We start from the raw sequence: 16,248 nt of genomic DNA, 5'->3' as shown, positions 1-16,248 counted from the left end.
TATAAGAGCCTTGACAACAAGACAACAATTGCTGTCGGCGACCCGATCAGCTCAGGCGATCAAGGTTTCGACACTATCGGCGATCCGCCGTGCCAGTGCCTGGACATCGAATCTCGGCCGGCCTTCGACCATGACCCTGATCAACGGCTCGGTGCCCGAGGGCCGCAGCAGCACTCGACCACCGCCGCCCAGCTCCTCTTCGACCGACTTCACGCTCCGGCACAACGCCTGGTTCTCCAACAGCGCCCGGGCATCGGAACCCGGGGGCAGGCGAACGTTGACAAGTGCCTGTGGCGCCTTCTCGAACCCTTCGAGCAACTGATCCAGAGGCACCCCCTCTCGCACCATGACCGCCAGCACCTGCAGCGCGGAGACGATGCCGTCGCCAGTGGTCTGCACGTGACGGCAGACGATATGCCCCGAGGCCTCTCCGCCCAGCAGCCAGTCGTTGGCCAGCAGCCGCTCGACGACGTAGCGATCTCCCACCTTGGCCCGCTCGAAAGGAATCCCCTGCTTCTCGAACGCCGCGGCCAGCCCGAAATTGGTCATCAGCGTGCCTACGACGCCGCCATTGAGCTTGCCTCGCGCATGGAGGTCCCGCGCGATGATGTAGAGAATCTCATCGCCGTCCACCGCCTCGCCCCGACGGTCGATCATCAGTACGCGATCGCCGTCGCCATCGAACGCAATGCCCAGGTCGGCCTGACACGACAGGACAGCCTCGCGCAAACGCTCGGAGTGGGTCGACCCCACGTCGCGGTTGATATTGAGGCCATCCGGCTCTCCACCGATCACGCTGACATCGGCGCCGAGCTCCCGAAAGACATTGGGGGCGATGTGATAGGTCGCGCCGTGTGCGCAATCCAGGACGACGCGCAGGCCGTGCAGCTCGAGACGATTATGGACCGTGGACTTGCAGAACTCGATGTAGCGACCGGCCGCATCGTTGATTCTCACCGCCCTGCCAAGCTGGTTCGGCGCCATGGTCTCCAGCGGTTTCTCGAGTTCGTCCTCGATCTCCGCCTCGACCTCGTCGGCTAGCTTCAGCCCTTCCGCCGAGAAGAACTTGATGCCGTTGTCCTGATAGGGGTTGTGCGAAGCGGAGATCACGATGCCGGCGTCGGCACGAAAGGTTCGGGTCAGGTAAGCGATACCCGGGGTCGGCATCGGCCCCAACAAGGAGACATCGGCCCCTGCGGCCGATAGCCCCGCCTCCAGCGCAGACTCGAACATGTAGCCCGAGATACGAGTGTCCTTGCCGATGATCACCTTGGGCCGCGGCGACTGGGAAGATCGCTGCCGGGTCTGATGGGAGGATAGCTTGCGAGACAGCACGCGCCCCATCGCCCACCCCAGCTTGAGCATGAAATCGGCGGTGATCGGATACTCGCCGACGGTGCCGCGAATACCGTCGGTACCAAAATAACGTCTACTCATGATCGCTCCGTTCCTGAAGCACAGCCCAAGCCATGCCGATCGCGTCGACCGTGGCTGCCACATCGTGCACTCTGACTATTCTAGCGCCACGCTCGACCGCCATCACGCTCAACGCGAGACCTCCAGCCAGGCGCTGATCGACCGACCGGCCCAGCGCCTGGCCGATCATGCGCTTGCGCGACATCCCGACCAGCAGCGGCAGATCGAGCGCTTCGAGCGCACTCAGCCGGTTGAGCAGTTGAAGGTTGTGTTCCAGCGTCTTGGCGAAGCCGAAGCCCGGATCGATCAGCAGCCGCTCACGCGGAACACCCGCCTGCTCGCAGGCGGCGACGCGCTGGCGCAGGAAGTCGATCACCGCCACCTCGATCGGCTCGGCGTAGTACGGCGCCTGCTGCATCGTGCCCGGCTCTCCGCGCATGTGCATGAGACACACGGGCAATTCGGTGGCCGCCGCCGCCGCCAGCGCTCCGGGTCGCGTCAGCGCGCGCACGTCGTTGAGCATCCCCGCCCCGGCCGCAGCGGCTTCGCGAATCAGCTCCGGGGTACTGGTGTCGACCGAGACCAACGCGCCGAACTCCCGCACCAGCGCCTCGACCACCGGCAGCACCCGATCACGCTCCTCTTCCAGAGGCACAGGTTCGGCGCCGGGGCGCGTCGACTCCCCGCCGACATCGATGATATTGGCCCCCTCCCGCAGCAGCCGTTCGGCATGACGGCGCGCATCGTCCAGCTCTCGATGCCGGTTGCCATCGGAGAAGGAGTCGGGCGTCACGTTCAGAATGCCCATGACGCGCGGGCGCGAAAGATCGAGATCGTGATGGCCGCAGCGCAATCGAACGCCGATAGAGGAAGAATCAGTCATGGAAGGTCGTCGCTGGCAAAAGCGCCCACTCTAGGTAGGCCGGTACGGTTTCGCAACCGCCTCACAACGCAGCAGGGCGCCATATCTGACGCCCTGCTGGTTGATGCCGAGTCGTTCGAACCCGAATCGGCTGCGAACCGCCGGATCACCTCAAAGCCCTGACGGCCCGCCCAGAGGATCCGAAGGGCGGCGGTTACCAGGCTCGTCATCCGACGTGCCTTCATCGCCTGGCTGCGGCTCAGGATCGCTGACCGGCCGGCCAGAACCCGAACTCGGGCCATCGTCACCCCAATCCTTCGGCGGACGCGGCGGGCGACCTTCCATGATGTCCTTGAGCTGGGCAGCGTCGATGGTCTCGTACTGCATCAGCGCTTCGGCCATGAGGTCGAGCTTGTCGCGATTGTCCTCGAGAATCTTGCGCGCCATGGCATAGCATTCGTCGATGATGCGACGCACCTCCTTGTCGAGGCGGGTCGAAGTCTCACCAGAACTCAGTTTGCCGCCACCCTGACCGGGACCACCGAGGAACTGGTGGGACTCGTCCTCGTCGTACATCAGCGGCCCCATCTCCTCGGAGAGCCCCCACTTGGCCACCATGCTGTGTGCGAGTTCGGTTGCCCGCTTGATGTCGTTGGAGGCACCGGTGGTGACCCCATTCGGCCCAAGCGTCATCTCTTCGGCGATCCGGCCACCGAACAGCGAGCAGAGCTGGCTGATGATCTGCTGACGGGAATAGCTGTAGCGGTCTTCCTCGGGGAGGAACATGGTCACGCCCAGCGCACGCCCACGCGGGATGATGGTGACCTTGTAGACCGGGTCGTGCTCGGGCATCACCAGACCGATGATGGCATGACCGGCTTCATGATAGGCCGTGTTGAGCTTGTCCTTCTCGGACATCACCATGGACCGACGTTCGGCGCCCATCATGATCTTGTCCTTGGCCAGCTCCAGCTCTTCCATACCCACGGTGCGTCGATTGCGTCGTGCCGCGAACAGCGCCGCCTCGTTGACCAGGTTGGCCAGGTCGGCCCCCGAGAAACCCGGTGTGCCACGAGCGATGATGCTGGCCTGGACACCGTCGGCCATCGGCACCTTGCGCAGATGTACGTTGAGGATGTGCTCACGGCCCCGAATGTCGGGCAGCGGCACGGTGACCTGACGGTCGAAGCGGCCCGGACGCAGCAGCGCCGGATCCAGCACGTCGGGACGGTTGGTGGCGGCAATGACGATGATGCCGTCGTTGGCCTCGAAGCCATCCATCTCGACCAGCAACTGGTTCAGGGTCTGCTCGCGCTCGTCATGACCGCCGCCCATGCCGGAGCCACGATGGCGACCGACGGCATCGATCTCGTCGATGAAGATGATGCACGGCGCCTGCTTCTTGGCCTGCTCGAACATGTCACGGACGCGGGAGGCACCCACACCGACGAACATCTCGACGAAGTCGGACCCGGAGATGCTGAAGAACGGCACCTTGGCCTCACCGGCGATCGCCTTCGCCAGCAACGTCTTGCCGGTACCCGGGGGGCCCACCATCAACACGCCACGGGGTATCTGGCCACCCAGGCGCTGAAACTTCGAAGGATCCTTGAGGAAGTCGACCAGCTCGACCACCTCCTCCTTGGCCTCGTCACAGCCGGCGACGTCGGCAAAGGTGGACTTGATCTGATCCTGGCTCAGCAGCTTCGCCTTTGACTTGCCGAAGCTCATCGGGCCGCCCCGGCCACTGCCACCACCCTGCATCTGCCGCATGAAGAAGATAAAGATGCCCAGAATCAACAGGATCGGGAAGCTGGCGATCAGCAAGCGCGTCCACAAGCTCTGTTCCTCGGGCTTCTGGCCGACGACCGTGACATCATGCGCCAACAGATCGTCCATCAGCTTGGGATCCTGGGCGGCGGGGCGAATGGTCTGGAATTGCGTGCCATCCTTGCGCTCACCGTTGATGGTGTAGCCGTCGATGGTCACGCTGCGCACTTGGTCGTTCTGGACCTGCTGCACAAACTGCGAATAGCTCGTCGTGTGCGGCGAGCTATCGACGCTAAAGTTGTTGAACACCGTCAGCAGCACGGCTGCGATGACCAACCAGAGAATTAGATTCTTCGCCATGTCGTTCAAGACACCACCCTCGTAGTACGAATCTTGCTGCCTGCGCTTGCCGTGATCTGACACTACACCAGATGGGGGCGTTCAACCACGCTTGCAAGCCTAGCCATGAAATCCCTGCGCCAGCAGGTAGACTTCTCGGGATCGAGCCCGGGAAGCCTCCGGCTTGCGCGTGACCACCTTGCGGAAACTGCCGCGCAGCTCTCGCAGGTAGTCATCGAATCCTTCGCCCTGAAATACCTTGGCCAGAAAATGACCGCCGGGTGCCAAGGTCTGCCGCGCCAGATCGAGCGCCAACTCGACCAGATACATCGCCTGGGGCTGGTCTATCGCCGCCATGCCGCTCATGTTCGGGGCCATGTCGGACAACACCAGGTCGACGGAGCGCCCCCCTAGCGTAGCCAAAATCGCCTCCAGTACCGACGCTTCGGTAAAGTCGCCCTGGATGAAGTCGACGCCGGCCAGCGCATCCATCTCCAGGATGTCCGACGCGATCACCACCCCGTCGCTGCCGACCTTCTCGGCGGCGACCTGGCTCCACCCTCCCGGCGCAGCCCCCAGGTCGATCACCGCCATGCCGGACCGGAGTAACTTGTCACGCTCGTCGAGCTCCAGCAACTTATAGCTTGCACGCGAACGATAACCATCCTTCCAGGACTGCTGGACATAACGGTCGTCGAAATGCTCTTTCAGCCAGCCCGCGCTGCTCTTGCTCTGGCGCGTCGAGGAACCGGCGTTGTCGGGACTGGGCCTGGAGGAGCGCGCCACTGGAGATCACCTGAAAAAAGCTCGAAGAAAGGATGGAGATGCGGACTGAAGACCGGTTGCGGGAGAGAAGATGCCGGCAGGGAATCACCATCACCGCTACAGGGGCCGCACGCCAACGACATCTTTCCCGCGGCGACCGAAACCCGTACCATGTCGCGTTTCGACAGTGCGGTGGTGAGACCGATTGCAGCACCGCTGTAAAATATCGCGAAGTCCAACGGTCAGACTACCATGAGCCTATCATCCGCACAAAAGAAAGCCTTTCGCAGCATCGGCCATCACCTGCAGCCGATCGTCACGGTGAGTGAAAACGGCTTGAGCGAGGGCGCTCAGCAGGAGCTCGAGCGCGCCCTGCGCGATCACGAGCTGATCAAGATCAAGCTGGCGATTCCCGAACGGGAAGAGCGCCAGGCCATGATCGAGGAGCTGATCGAGCTCTCCGGCGCGGAACTGGTCCAGTCGCTGGGCAAGACGGCGCTGCTCTACCGCCACAACCCGAAAGCCAATCCCAAGCTCTCCAACGTTCAACGCGCCGAGGAGCATCACGGACGGCACTGAGCAGCCGGGCTATGCCCGGAGCTGGAAGCTGGAAGCTGGAAGCTGGAAGCTGGAAGCTGGAAGCTGGAAGTCGACAGAATCCCGCGACCGTACAGACAAAAACACCCCGCAGCCAAATCACTGCGGGGTGTTTTTCTTCCAGCTTCAGGCTTCCAGGCGCGCAGCGCCGCTCTTCAAGCTAATCACTTTTCACTTCCGGCGCAGCCGGTCACAGATGCTCGACGCCGGAGATCTCGTACTCCACGTCCCCGCCCGGCGTGCGAACGTTGACCACGTCGCCCTCGCTCTTGCCGATCAGCGCACGGGCGATCGGCGAGGTGACCGAGATCTTGCCGGCCTTGATGTCGGCCTCGTCCTCGCCGACGATTCGGTAGCGCACCTCGTCGTCGGTCTCGAGATTGAGCAGTTCGACCGTCACGCCGAAGATCACCTTGCCGGTCTTCGGCATCTTGGTCACGTCGATGACCTGCGCCGCGGACAGCTTGCCCTCGATCTCCTGGATACGCCCCTCGATGAAACCCTGCTGCTCGCGGGCGGCGTGATACTCGGCGTTCTCCTTGAGATCGCCGTGCTCGCGAGCTTCCGCGATGTCGCTGATCACCCGGGGGCGATCGACGCCCTTCAACTGCTCCAGCTCCTGGCGCAAGGCCTGCTCGCCGTGGACGGTCATCGGGACTTTATTCATGGACTGCTCCTGCATGCTGTTCCTGCAGCCGCCGCACCGTGATCTCGTTGCCATACTCCAGCGCCATGCAGACGGCGCGCGCCCCGGCCAGCGTCGTGGCATAGGGGACCTTGCGCGCCAGTGCGGTGCGCCGGATGACCGAGGAATCATTGATCGCCTGACGGCCTTCCGTGGTATTCACGATATAGGCGATCTCGTCGTTCTTGAGCAGATCGACGATATGCGGACGGCCTTCAAAAACCTTGTTGACGACGGCAACGGACAGACCGGCCCCTTCCAGAGCCCTGGCCGTACCCCGCGTTGCCACTAAACTGAAACCCAAGGCTAGCAGAGATTGGGCCACCTCGATAACACCTTGCTTGTCCGGCTCGCGCACGGAGAGGAACGCCTTGCGCTCCCCGGTCAGTCTCGGAATCGCTTCGCCGGCGCCCAACTGCGCCTTGTAGAAGGCCTCGGCAAAGGTCGCGCCGCTGCCCATCACCTCGCCGGTGGACTTCATTTCCGGCGACAGGATCGGATCGACCCCCGGGAACTTGTTGAACGGGAAGACCGCTTCCTTGACGCTGTAGTAACCCGGAATGATCTCGCGGGTGAACTGCTGCTCGGCCAGGGTCGTGCCGGCCATGCAGCGCGCCGCCACCTGTGCCAGCGAGGTGCCGATGCACTTGGAGACGAACGGCACGGTGCGCGAGGCGCGTGGATTGACCTCGATGACGTAGATCTCGCCATCCTGCCACGCCAGCTGCACGTTCATCAGGCCGACCACGTTGAGCTCGACCGCCATCTGCTTGACCTGGTCGCGCATCGCGTCCTGAACCTCCGCCGGCAGCGAGTAAGGCGGCAACGAGCAGGCGGAGTCACCGGAGTGCACGCCGGCCTGTTCGATATGCTGCATGATGCCGCCGATCACCACCTGCTCGCCATCGCTGACCGCATCGATATCGATCTCGATCGCCGCGTTGAGGAAATGGTCCAGCAGCACCGGCGAGTCGTTGGAGACCTTGACCGCGTGGGTCATGTAGCGCTCCAGCTCCTCGGCGGTGTAGACGATCTCCATGGCGCGACCGCCGAGCACGTAGCTCGGTCGCACCACCAGCGGATAGCCGATCTTCTCGGCCTTGGCGAAGGCCTCATCGAAGCTGCGTGCAGTGGCGTTAGGCGGTTGCTTGAGGCCCAGCTTGTCGATCATCTGCTGGAAGCGCTCGCGATCCTCGGCGCGGTCGATCGCGTCCGGAGTGGTGCCGATGATCGGTACGCCGGCGGCTTCCAGCGCCCGTGCCAGTTTCAGCGGGGTCTGACCGCCGAACTGGACGATCACGCCGACCGGCTTCTCCTTGTCGGCGATCTCGAGCACGTCCTCCAGGGTCACCGGCTCGAAATAGAGCCGATCGCTGGTGTCGTAGTCGGTGGAGACGGTCTCCGGATTGCAGTTGACCATGATGGTCTCGTAACCGTCTTCGCGCATCGCCAGAGCCGCGTGCACGCAGCAGTAGTCGAACTCGATGCCCTGGCCGATCCGATTGGGTCCACCGCCCAGCACCATGATCTTCTGGCGATCGCTGACGTCGGCCTCGCACTCCTCTTCGTAGGTGGAGTACATGTAGGCGGTGTCGGAGGCGAATTCAGCGGCACAGGTATCGACCCGCTTGTAGACGGGACGAATGTCGAGCTGCTGACGACGGCTGCGGAACTCACCCTCCGAGACGCCGAGCAGCGACGCCAGCCGGGCATCGGAGAAACCCTTGCGCTTGAGACGATATAGCTCGTCGGCACTGAAATCGTGCAGCGAGCGCTGGATGATCGCCGCCTCGCTCAGGATCAGATCCTCGAGCTGGACCAGGAACCAGCGATCGATATTGGTCAGCGCGAACACCTCGTCCACGCTCATGCCGCTGCGCATGGCGTCGGCGATATAGAAGATGCGGTCGGCGCCGGCGGCCTGCAGCTCGCCCTTGATCAGCGCCATGTTCTCCGGACCGAAGTCGGCCACCTTGGGGTCGAGCCCGTCGACACCGATCTCGAGCCCGCGCAGCGCCTTGTGCATCGACTCCTGGAAGGTGCGGCCGATCGCCATCACCTCGCCGACAGACTTCATCTGGGTGGTCAGGCGGTCGTTGGCCTGGGGGAACTTTTCGAAGGTGAAGCGCGGGATCTTGGTGACCACGTAGTCGATCGACGGCTCGAACGAGGCCGGCGTGGCACCACCGGTGATGTCGTTCTGCAGCTCGTCCAGGGTGTAGCCCACCGCCAGCTTGGCGGCGATCTTGGCGATCGGGAAACCGGTGGCCTTGGATGCCAGCGCCGAGGAACGGGAGACGCGCGGGTTCATCTCGATCACGACCATGCGCCCGGTGTCGGGATCGACGCCGAACTGGACGTTGGAGCCGCCGGTCTCGACGCCGATCTCGCGCAGCACCGCAAGCGATGCGTTGCGCATGATCTGGTACTCCTTGTCGGTCAGCGTCTGCGCTGGCGCGACGGTGATGGAGTCGCCGGTATGCACCCCCATGGGGTCGAAGTTCTCGATCGCGCAGACGATGATGCAGTTGTCGTTCTTGTCACGAACGACCTCCATCTCGTACTCCTTCCAGCCGAGGAGGGACTCGTCGATCAGCAGCTCGTGGTTGTTGGAGAGTTCGAAGCCGCGATCGCAGATCTCCTCGAACTCCTCCTTGTTGTAGGCCACGCCGCCGCCGGAGCCGCCCATGGTGTAGGAAGGCCGGATGATCACCGGGAAACCGAGCGTGGCCTGGATCTCCCACGCCTCGTCCATGGTGTGCGCCACTTTCGCCTTGGGGCACTCCAGGCCGATGTTCTTCATCGCCTTGTCGAACAGGTCGCGATCTTCGGCCTTGTTGATGGCATCGGCATTGGCACCGATCATCTCGACCCCGTACTTCTCGAGCACGCCATGCTTGTCGAGGTCCAGCGCGCAGTTGAGCGCGGTCTGGCCACCCATGGTCGGCAGGATCGCCGACGGGCGCTCACGCTCGATGATCTGCTCCACTGCCTGCCAGGTGATCGGCTCGATATAGGTAGCGTCCGCCATCACCGGGTCGGTCATGATGGTCGCCGGGTTGGAGTTGACCAGAATGACGCGGTAGCCCTCTTCGCGCAGTGCCTTGCAGGCCTGGGCCCCGGAGTAGTCGAATTCGCACGCCTGCCCGATGACGATGGGGCCGGCGCCGATGATCAGAATGCTGTCGAGATCCGTACGTTTTGGCATGCGCTAACACTCGTCGAAAATGGTGGTGTCGGCGGCTGGCGCCGACCCAAGAAGACTGAATTCCAAACGGCCAAGGCCGTGCTGCGTTTCGCTGACGGCTTATACCGCATCCCGCTGGCGGGCCTGCATCATCGTCACGAAGCGATCGAACAGCGGCGAGACGTCCTGCGGCCCCGGGCTCGCCTCGGGGTGACCCTGGAAGCTGAACGCCGGCCGATCGGTCAGCTCGATGCCCTGCAGGGTGCCATCGAACAGCGAGCGATGAATCGCACGCACGTTATCGGGCAGGCTGGTCTCGTCCACCGCGAAACCGTGGTTCTGGCTGGTGATCATCACCTGCCCGCTGTCGAGATCCTGAACCGGGTGGTTGGCGCCGTGGTGACCATGATTCATCTTCACCGTCCTGGCGCCGGCGGCCAGCGCCAGCAGCTGGTGACCCAGGCAGATACCGAAGACCGGGACATCCGTCTCGAGCACTTCGCGGATTGCACTGATGGCGTAGTCGCAGGGCTCGGGATCACCCGGCCCGTTGGCCAGGAATACGCCGTCCGGATTCATCGCCAGCACCTCGCTGGCTGGCGTCTGCGCCGGCACCACGGTCAGGCGGCAGCCACGCGAGGCGAGCATGCGCAGGATGTTGTGCTTGATCCCGTAGTCGTAGGCGACCACGTGGTACGGGCGCTCACCCTGGGTGGTGTCAGCATAGCCCTGGCCCAGCGTCCACTCGCCCTCGGTCCACTCGTGGACCGACTCACAGGAGACCTCCCTGGCCAGATCCATCCCCTTGAGGCCCGGGAAGGCCTGGGCTTCCGCCAGCGCCCGCTCGACGGCGTCATCGCCCCGGGCAGCGTCGCCGGCCAGGATGGCCCCGTTGAGCGAGCCCTTGCTGCGCAGGATGCGCGTCAAGCGACGCGTGTCGATGTCGGCGATGCCGATGACGTTCTGCGAAGCCAGATACTCGGAGAGCGTGGTCGTGCTGCGGAAATTGCTGGCGATCAGCGGCAGGTCGCGAATGACCAAGCCGGCGGCACAGATGCGGTGCGACTCGACGTCCTCGACGTTGATGCCGGTATTGCCGATGTGGGGGTAGGTCAGGGTCACGATCTGGCGGGTATAGGAGGGGTCGGTGAGAATTTCCTGATAACCGGTCATGGCGGTATTGAAGACCACCTCCCCGCTGGTCTGCCCATCGGCTCCGATCGCGACGCCGTGAAATACACTGCCGTCTTCGAGAGCCAGTATCGCGGGTCTGTTCAAGGCAACATCCTCCTTAACTGGTCATCAACAAATTGCGTCGAGGTGTAGCATCACGCCCCTTCATTCACTGACCGGGAGCCGCCGCAAGGTCGTAAAAAAGCGGGACGAAATCCGGAAAACCGGTTTCATCCCGCTCATTGTCCTGTTGCTGCATCATCTGCGGCGAATCTCTACTGCCTGCGGCACTGGCCCGGCCAAATTGGCGAAATGATACCGGAAAGCGGCGACCGGCTCCAGTACCGATCGCGATTCGATCCTATGACACTCCGACCAGCACCCCGCCGGCAGCCGATCTCCGCCTCAACCGAGCGTCAATCCTTCAGGCCCAGCACGTCCTGCATGTCGTAGCGCCCGGCCTCGCGCGCGGCGAGCCAGCGCGCCGCGCGTACCGCGCCCTTGGCGAAGGTCATGCGGCTGGAGGCCTTGTGGGTGATCTCGATGCGCTCGCCCTCGGTGGCGAACATTACCGTGTGTTCACCGACGATATCGCCCGCCCGTACGGTGGCGAAGCCGATCTCCTTGTCGGTGCGCGGCCCACACTGCCCGACCCGCTCGAATACGCCGTACTCCTTGAGCGGGCGCGCCAGGGCACCGGCCATCACCTCGCCCATCTTCAGCGCGGTACCCGAAGGTGCATCGACCTTGTGGCGATGGTGGGCCTCGAGCACCTCGATGTCGTAGCCCTCGTCGCCCAGCGCGCGGGCGGCGGTGGCGAGCAGATTGAGGGTCAGGTTGACGCCGACGCTCATGTTGGGCGCGAAGACCATCGCCACGCGCTCGCGGTAGCCGTCGAGCTCGGCCAGTTGGGCCTCGTCGAGGCCGGTGGTGCCGATCACGATCGCCTTGCCGTGGTCGGCACAGAAGGCGAGGTTGGCCAGGGTGGTGGCGGGAGAGGTGAAGTCGATCAGCACATCGAAGTCGTCAGCGATGGCGGCCAGATCGTCCGTGGCGGCCACGCCCAGGCGCCCGAGGCCGGCGAGTTCGCCCAGGTCGGCACCGACCAGCGAGCTGCCGGCGGAGACGCTGCCGCCGGCCAGGCTGACACCGTCATCCTGCTGCACGGCACTGATCAGGGTGCGGCCCATGCGGCCGGCGGCGCCGACGATGGCGATACGGGGGGCGTGAGAAGGCATGCGGTCTCCAGCGGTGGGTGAGCGTCGCGGCAGTATAACAACTGCCGCCGGGGCCCGCGCCACGCCTGTCGGCGCCCCTGCCAAGCCCGAGCGCCGCGCTGGACGCCCCGCCCAACCCTGCGACATACTAGCGCGCCATCGCAAATAAGAATCATGCGTAACAAATTCATCTGCCCCACTGCCCGGATCTCATCGTGACTCAGCCACGCTCTCTCTTCGCCGGATATGCCGCAAGGCTCGCCCGTCTCGTCATCATCAGCCTCGCCCTCGGCGGTGCCGCCAGCGCCTGGGCCGGCCCGATCACGGTGACCGATATCGCCGGGCGCCAGGTGACCGTCGAGGCCCCGGTGCAGCGCGTCATCCTCGGCGAGGGCCGCCAGATCTACCTGCTCGCCGCGCTCGAGCCCGACAACCCGTTCGCCCATGTGGTGGGCTGGCGCCACGACCTCGCCGAGGCCGACCCGGACAACTACGCCGCCTACGCCGCCAAGTTTCCCGAGATGAAGCAGATCCCCACCTTCGGCGGCTTCAAGGATGGCACCTTCGATGTCGAACAGGCCGCCAGCCTGCATCCGGACGTGGTGCTGATGAACCTGGAGGCCAAGGCCGCCACCGAGGATGCCGGTTACGACACCAAGCTGGCCGCGCTGGGCATCCCGATCGTCTACGTCGACTTCCGCGAGAAGCCGCTCGAGCACACCATTCCCTCGATGCGCCTGATGGGCCGACTGCTCGGCGACAGCCAGCGCGCCGAGGCCTTCATCGGCTTCTCCCAGGCGCAGATGGCCCGGGTCACCGACAAGATCGCCGCCGCCGACCCGGCGCGACCCAAGGTGTTCATCGATCGCGCCGGCGGCTACTCCGACGATTGCTGCATGAGCTTCGGCCCCGGCAACTTCGGCGAATACGTCGAGCTGGCCGGCGGCCACAACATCGCCGACGGCATCATCCCCGCCACCTTTGGCACCCTCAACCCGGAGCAGATCATCGCCGCCAACCCCGATCAGGTGGTGGTCACCGGTGGCAACTGGGGCGCCTACGTGCCCGGCGGCAACTGGGTCGGCGTGGGCCCGGGCGCGGACATGCAGAAGGCCCGGGCCAAGCTCGAGAACCTGACCCATCGCACCGCCATGAGCGGCATCGCGGCGGTGAAGAACGGCCAGGTCCACGCCATCTGGCATCAGTTCTACAACAGCCCCTACTACTTCGTCGCCGTGCAGCGCCTGGCCAAGTGGTTCCACCCGGAACTCTTCGCCGATCTCGATCCCGAAGCCACCCTGCGCGAGCTGCACCAGCGCTTCCTGCCGGTGGACTACGCCCCCGGTTACTGGGTATCCCTGCATGACGACTGAGAGTTCCCGCGTGGCCGCCGCGCCGTCGCGTGCGGCGGCCTTCCCCCCGGCCGCGGCCGAAGACGCCAACCTCTATCGCCGGCTGGTGCTGCGGCGCCAGCTGATCCTGGCCGCGCTGACCCTGGCGCTGTTCGCCAGCCTGTGCGTCGACCTTGCCCTGGGGCCGGCACGCTTCGGTCTCGACCAGGTGATCGCGGCGCTGTTCACCCCGGGCTCGGTCGAGGATTCGCTGCGCGTGATCCTGTGGCAGATCCGCATGCCGGTGGCGCTGATGGCGCTGGTGGTGGGCGCCAGCCTGTCGATCGCCGGCGCGCAGATGCAGACCATCCTTAGCAATCCGCTGGCCAGCCCCTTCACCCTCGGCATCTCCGCCGGCGCCAGCTTCGGCGCCGCGCTGGCGCTGGCCTTCGGAGTGACCCTGGTGCCGGCGCTGGTCGACTACGCGATCCCGCTCAACGCCTTCATCATGGCGATGCTGACCGCGCTGGCGATCCACTTCCTGAGCATGCGCCGCGGGGTGACGATCGAGACCATCGTGCTGCTGGGCATCGCCATGGTGTTCATCTTCAACTCGCTGATGGCGCTGATCCAGTTCTTCGCCAGCCAGCAGGCGGTCTCCGCGCTGGTGTTCTGGACCATGGGCAGCCTGACCAAGGCGACCTGGCCCAAGCTCGGCATCGCCTTCGCCGTGCTCGCGATGGTGGTACCGCTGCTGGCCCGCCACGGCTGGGCGCTGACCGCCATGCGCCTGGGCGACGCCAAGGCCGAGAGCCTGGGCGTCAAGCCGCGGGCGCTGCGCCTGGAGGTGCTGATCATGGTCTCGCTGCTGGCGGCGATCGCCGTCTCCTTCGTCGGCACCATCGGCTTCGTCGGGTTGGTCGGGCCGCACATCGCGCGCCTGCTGCTGGGTGAGGATCAGCGCTTCTTCCTGCCCGGCTCGGCACTGTGCGGGGCGCTGATGCTCTCGGTGGGCTCGGTGCTGTCGAAGGTGATCATCCCCGGCACCATCATTCCGATCGGCATCATCACCTCGCTGGTGGGGATTCCGTTTTTCCTGTTCTTGATCCTCAACCACAAGAAGAACGCATGGTAACGCTGACGCTCGACCGCCTCTCGGCACGCTACGGCCGCCGCCAGATCCTCGCCGACATCTCCACGCCGACGCTGCACGGCGGCCAGGTGGTGGCCCTGCTCGGCCCCAACGCGGCGGGCAAGTCGACCCTGTTCCGGCGCATCCTGGGGCTGCTCGAAGGGGATGGCGAAGTGCGCATCACCGGCACCCGCAGCGAGCGTCCGATCGCCTACATGCCCCAGGACAACGGCGCCACCGCGGTGCTGACGGTCTACGAAGCGGTCCTGCTGGCGCGCATGCAGGGGCGTCGTCTCAAGGTGGCGGATGCCGATCTCGCCGAGGTCGACAAGGCACTGGCGGCGCTCGGCATCGATACCCTGGCCGGGCGCGACATCGGCAACCTGAGCGGCGGCCAGCGGCAACTGGTGGGCGCGGCCCAGGCGCTGGTGCAGTCCCCCGACATCCTGCTGCTGGACGAGCCCACCTCGGCGCTCGACCTCCACCGCCAGATCAGCCTGCTCGGTATCTTGCGCCGGCTGGCCCAGGAGCGGAACATGCTGATCATCGCCGCGCTCCACGATCTCGGCCACGCCCTGCGCTTCGCCGATCAGGCACTGGTGATCGAAAGCGGGCGGCTGGTCGACTGCGGCCCCTGCAAGCAGGTGGTGACACCGCCGATGCTGCGCCGCACCTTCCAGGTCGAGGCGCGCATCGAGCCCTGTTCCCAGGGAAGACCGCAGCTGATCGTCGAAGCCGCCATCTAGCTACTGCCCGGAAACTGCCTACCCGCGGCGACTTCTCGTACACGACCTAGTCCCCCGCGCCCTGCTCACTGGTGCCCAGGCGGCGCCGTGGCCACCCCAGCCGCCGCCCCTCCAGCGCCGCCAGCATGGCACCTCCCAGCACCAGCGGCAGGGCCAGCACGAAACCGCTCGAGAGCGGCTGCCCGAACAACCACAGATCCGCCAGCAGCGGCCAGATCAGCGCCACGTACTCGAACGGCGCCAGCTTCGACACCTCGGTCATGCGCAGCGCCAGCGTCATGCAGATATGCGCCGCGCCGCCGAACAGCCCCGCCAGCACCAGCAGCGCTAGCGTCGGCCAGGCAACCGAGACCCAACCCAGGGTGGCGGTGGCGAGCCCCGCCAGCGTGGTCACCAGCACGAAATAGAACGCGATCGAGGCGGGCGTCTCGGTGCGTGAGATGCGCCGTACCGTGAGCAGCGCCCCGGCGGTGAGCAGCGCGGCGGCGATGCCCAGGGCATAACCAGTGACGCGCGCCGGGGTCGGACCGCCGCGCAACTCGGGCAGGATCAGAACCCCCACCCCGACCAGCACCAGCGTCAGTGCCGCCAGCCGGTGGCGGGTGAGGCGCTCGCCCAGCAGCAGGATACCGCCCAGCGCCAGGGCCACCGGCGCCAGTTGGGCCAGCAGGGTCGCCTCGGCCACCGGCAGCCGCGCCACCGCCGCGAAGGAGGCGAACATCGCCGCCGCTCCCAGCCCCGAGCGCAGCAGATGACCGAGTGGACGCCGGGTGGCCAGGGCGCGCGGGAACTCGCGCCGCCACAGCATGAAGACGACGATCGGCAGCAGCGCGAAGGCGGAGCGGAAGAACACGGTCTGCCCCAGCGGCACCTCGTCGCTGACCGCCTTGACGCAGACCAGCATGCCGGCGAATAGCAGCCCCGAGAGCAGGCGCAGCAGAATGCCGGCCAGCGGCCGGTCCGTGGTGTCGTGCATGGTAAAGACGTCTCCTCGGGGACGGGATGATTCGGCTTCAGCGAGCGCGACA

At 65.2% G+C, this 16,248-nt stretch carries 13 protein-coding genes; 4 read left to right on the top strand and 9 right to left on the bottom strand.

Translation table 11 applies throughout. The features are described 5' to 3' along the window. Window positions 1-51: 51 nt before the first annotated feature. The 4 genes from glmM to rlmE form a co-directional block, all read right to left on the bottom strand. Entirely contained in the window at window positions 52-1,437 is a 1,386-nt protein-coding gene (gene glmM, locus DOM54_RS06685) for a phosphoglucosamine mutase (protein ID WP_110715582.1), read from the bottom strand. Then, the gene (folP, locus tag DOM54_RS06680) at window positions 1,430-2,299 is read right to left on the bottom strand and encodes a dihydropteroate synthase (RefSeq protein ID WP_476748603.1); all 870 of its coding nucleotides are present in this window, start codon (window positions 2,297-2,299) and stop codon (window positions 1,430-1,432) included. The genes glmM and folP overlap by 8 nt, the downstream gene beginning before the upstream one ends. Before the next feature lie 150 nt (window positions 2,300-2,449). After that, window positions 2,450-4,417 carry an ATP-dependent zinc metalloprotease FtsH gene (gene ftsH, locus DOM54_RS06675; RefSeq protein ID WP_110597721.1) on the bottom strand — a complete coding sequence of 656 codons (1,968 nt, stop codon included), beginning with the start codon at window positions 4,415-4,417 and terminating at the stop codon, window positions 2,450-2,452. Window positions 4,418-4,507: 90 nt separating this feature from the next. Beyond that, a complete protein-coding gene (gene rlmE / locus DOM54_RS06670) occupies window positions 4,508-5,173 on the bottom strand; it encodes a 23S rRNA (uridine(2552)-2'-O)-methyltransferase RlmE (RefSeq protein ID WP_110715580.1) in 666 nt (221 codons plus the stop codon). 231 nt (window positions 5,174-5,404) lie between these two features. Between rlmE and DOM54_RS06665 the strand changes: the two genes are divergently transcribed. After that, the gene (locus DOM54_RS06665; protein WP_110707090.1) at window positions 5,405-5,731 is read left to right on the top strand and encodes a YhbY family RNA-binding protein; all 327 of its coding nucleotides are present in this window, start codon (window positions 5,405-5,407) and stop codon (window positions 5,729-5,731) included. 208 nt (window positions 5,732-5,939) lie between these two features. Here the strand turns inward: DOM54_RS06665 and greA are convergent, their stop codons facing one another. The 4 genes from greA to dapB form a co-directional block, all read right to left on the bottom strand. Further along, entirely contained in the window at window positions 5,940-6,416 is a 477-nt protein-coding gene (greA, locus tag DOM54_RS06660) for a transcription elongation factor GreA (protein WP_110715579.1), read from the bottom strand. Next, the gene (gene carB / locus DOM54_RS06655; protein WP_110715578.1) at window positions 6,409-9,642 is read right to left on the bottom strand and encodes a carbamoyl-phosphate synthase large subunit; all 3,234 of its coding nucleotides are present in this window, start codon (window positions 9,640-9,642) and stop codon (window positions 6,409-6,411) included. Before carB ends, greA begins: the two co-directional genes overlap by 8 nt. 99 nt (window positions 9,643-9,741) lie before the next feature. Next, on the bottom strand, window positions 9,742-10,899 hold the full coding sequence (carA, locus tag DOM54_RS06650) for a glutamine-hydrolyzing carbamoyl-phosphate synthase small subunit (RefSeq protein WP_110715577.1): 1,158 nt from the start codon (window positions 10,897-10,899) through the stop codon (window positions 9,742-9,744). Between the two features lie 311 nt (window positions 10,900-11,210). After that, entirely contained in the window at window positions 11,211-12,032 is an 822-nt protein-coding gene (dapB, locus tag DOM54_RS06645) for a 4-hydroxy-tetrahydrodipicolinate reductase (RefSeq protein WP_110715576.1), read from the bottom strand. A gap of 251 nt (window positions 12,033-12,283) precedes the next feature. Between dapB and DOM54_RS06640 the strand changes: the two genes are divergently transcribed. From DOM54_RS06640 to DOM54_RS06630, 3 genes are read left to right on the top strand one after another with little or no spacing between them, the layout of a single operon-like run. Then, window positions 12,284-13,384, top strand: coding sequence for an ABC transporter substrate-binding protein (locus DOM54_RS06640; protein WP_110715851.1), 1,101 nt, complete (start codon window positions 12,284-12,286; stop codon window positions 13,382-13,384). Further along, a complete protein-coding gene (locus DOM54_RS06635) occupies window positions 13,374-14,477 on the top strand; it encodes a FecCD family ABC transporter permease (RefSeq protein WP_110715575.1) in 1,104 nt (367 codons plus the stop codon). The genes DOM54_RS06640 and DOM54_RS06635 overlap by 11 nt, the downstream gene beginning before the upstream one ends. After that, window positions 14,471-15,220, top strand: a complete 750-nt coding sequence (locus DOM54_RS06630) for an ABC transporter ATP-binding protein (protein WP_110715574.1) — start codon at window positions 14,471-14,473, stop codon at window positions 15,218-15,220. The genes DOM54_RS06635 and DOM54_RS06630 overlap by 7 nt, the downstream gene beginning before the upstream one ends. 46 nt (window positions 15,221-15,266) lie before the next feature. Here DOM54_RS06630 and DOM54_RS06625 read toward each other — a convergent pair whose 3' ends face one another. After that, complete coding sequence (locus tag DOM54_RS06625; RefSeq protein ID WP_110715573.1) at window positions 15,267-16,196, bottom strand: DMT family transporter; 930 nt, start codon at window positions 16,194-16,196, stop codon at window positions 15,267-15,269. Between the last annotated feature and the right edge of the window lie 52 nt (window positions 16,197-16,248).

The organism is Salinicola acroporae, assembly GCF_003206615.1.
In the GTDB taxonomy this organism is placed as follows: domain Bacteria; phylum Pseudomonadota; class Gammaproteobacteria; order Pseudomonadales; family Halomonadaceae; genus Salinicola; species Salinicola acroporae.
The sequence above is the reverse complement of the archived record's forward strand: the minus strand, read 5'-3'. Positions and strand labels throughout refer to the sequence as shown.

Coding starts and splice junctions, on each gene's coding strand:
- glmM (WP_110715582.1), bottom strand. CDS start 1,437: ATGAGTAGACGTTATTTTGGTACCGACGGTATTCGCGGCACCGTCGGC.
- folP (WP_476748603.1), bottom strand. CDS start 2,299: ATGACTGATTCTTCCTCTATCGGCGTTCGATTGCGCTGCGGCCATCAC.
- DOM54_RS06665 (WP_110707090.1), top strand. CDS start 5,405: ATGAGCCTATCATCCGCACAAAAGAAAGCCTTTCGCAGCATCGGCCAT.
- greA (WP_110715579.1), bottom strand. CDS start 6,416: ATGAATAAAGTCCCGATGACCGTCCACGGCGAGCAGGCCTTGCGCCAG.
- carB (WP_110715578.1), bottom strand. CDS start 9,642: ATGCCAAAACGTACGGATCTCGACAGCATTCTGATCATCGGCGCCGGC.
- dapB (WP_110715576.1), bottom strand. CDS start 12,032: ATGCCTTCTCACGCCCCCCGTATCGCCATCGTCGGCGCCGCCGGCCGC.
- DOM54_RS06635 (WP_110715575.1), top strand. CDS start 13,374: ATGACGACTGAGAGTTCCCGCGTGGCCGCCGCGCCGTCGCGTGCGGCG.
- DOM54_RS06630 (WP_110715574.1), top strand. CDS start 14,471: ATGGTAACGCTGACGCTCGACCGCCTCTCGGCACGCTACGGCCGCCGC.
- DOM54_RS06625 (WP_110715573.1), bottom strand. CDS start 16,196: ATGCACGACACCACGGACCGGCCGCTGGCCGGCATTCTGCTGCGCCTG.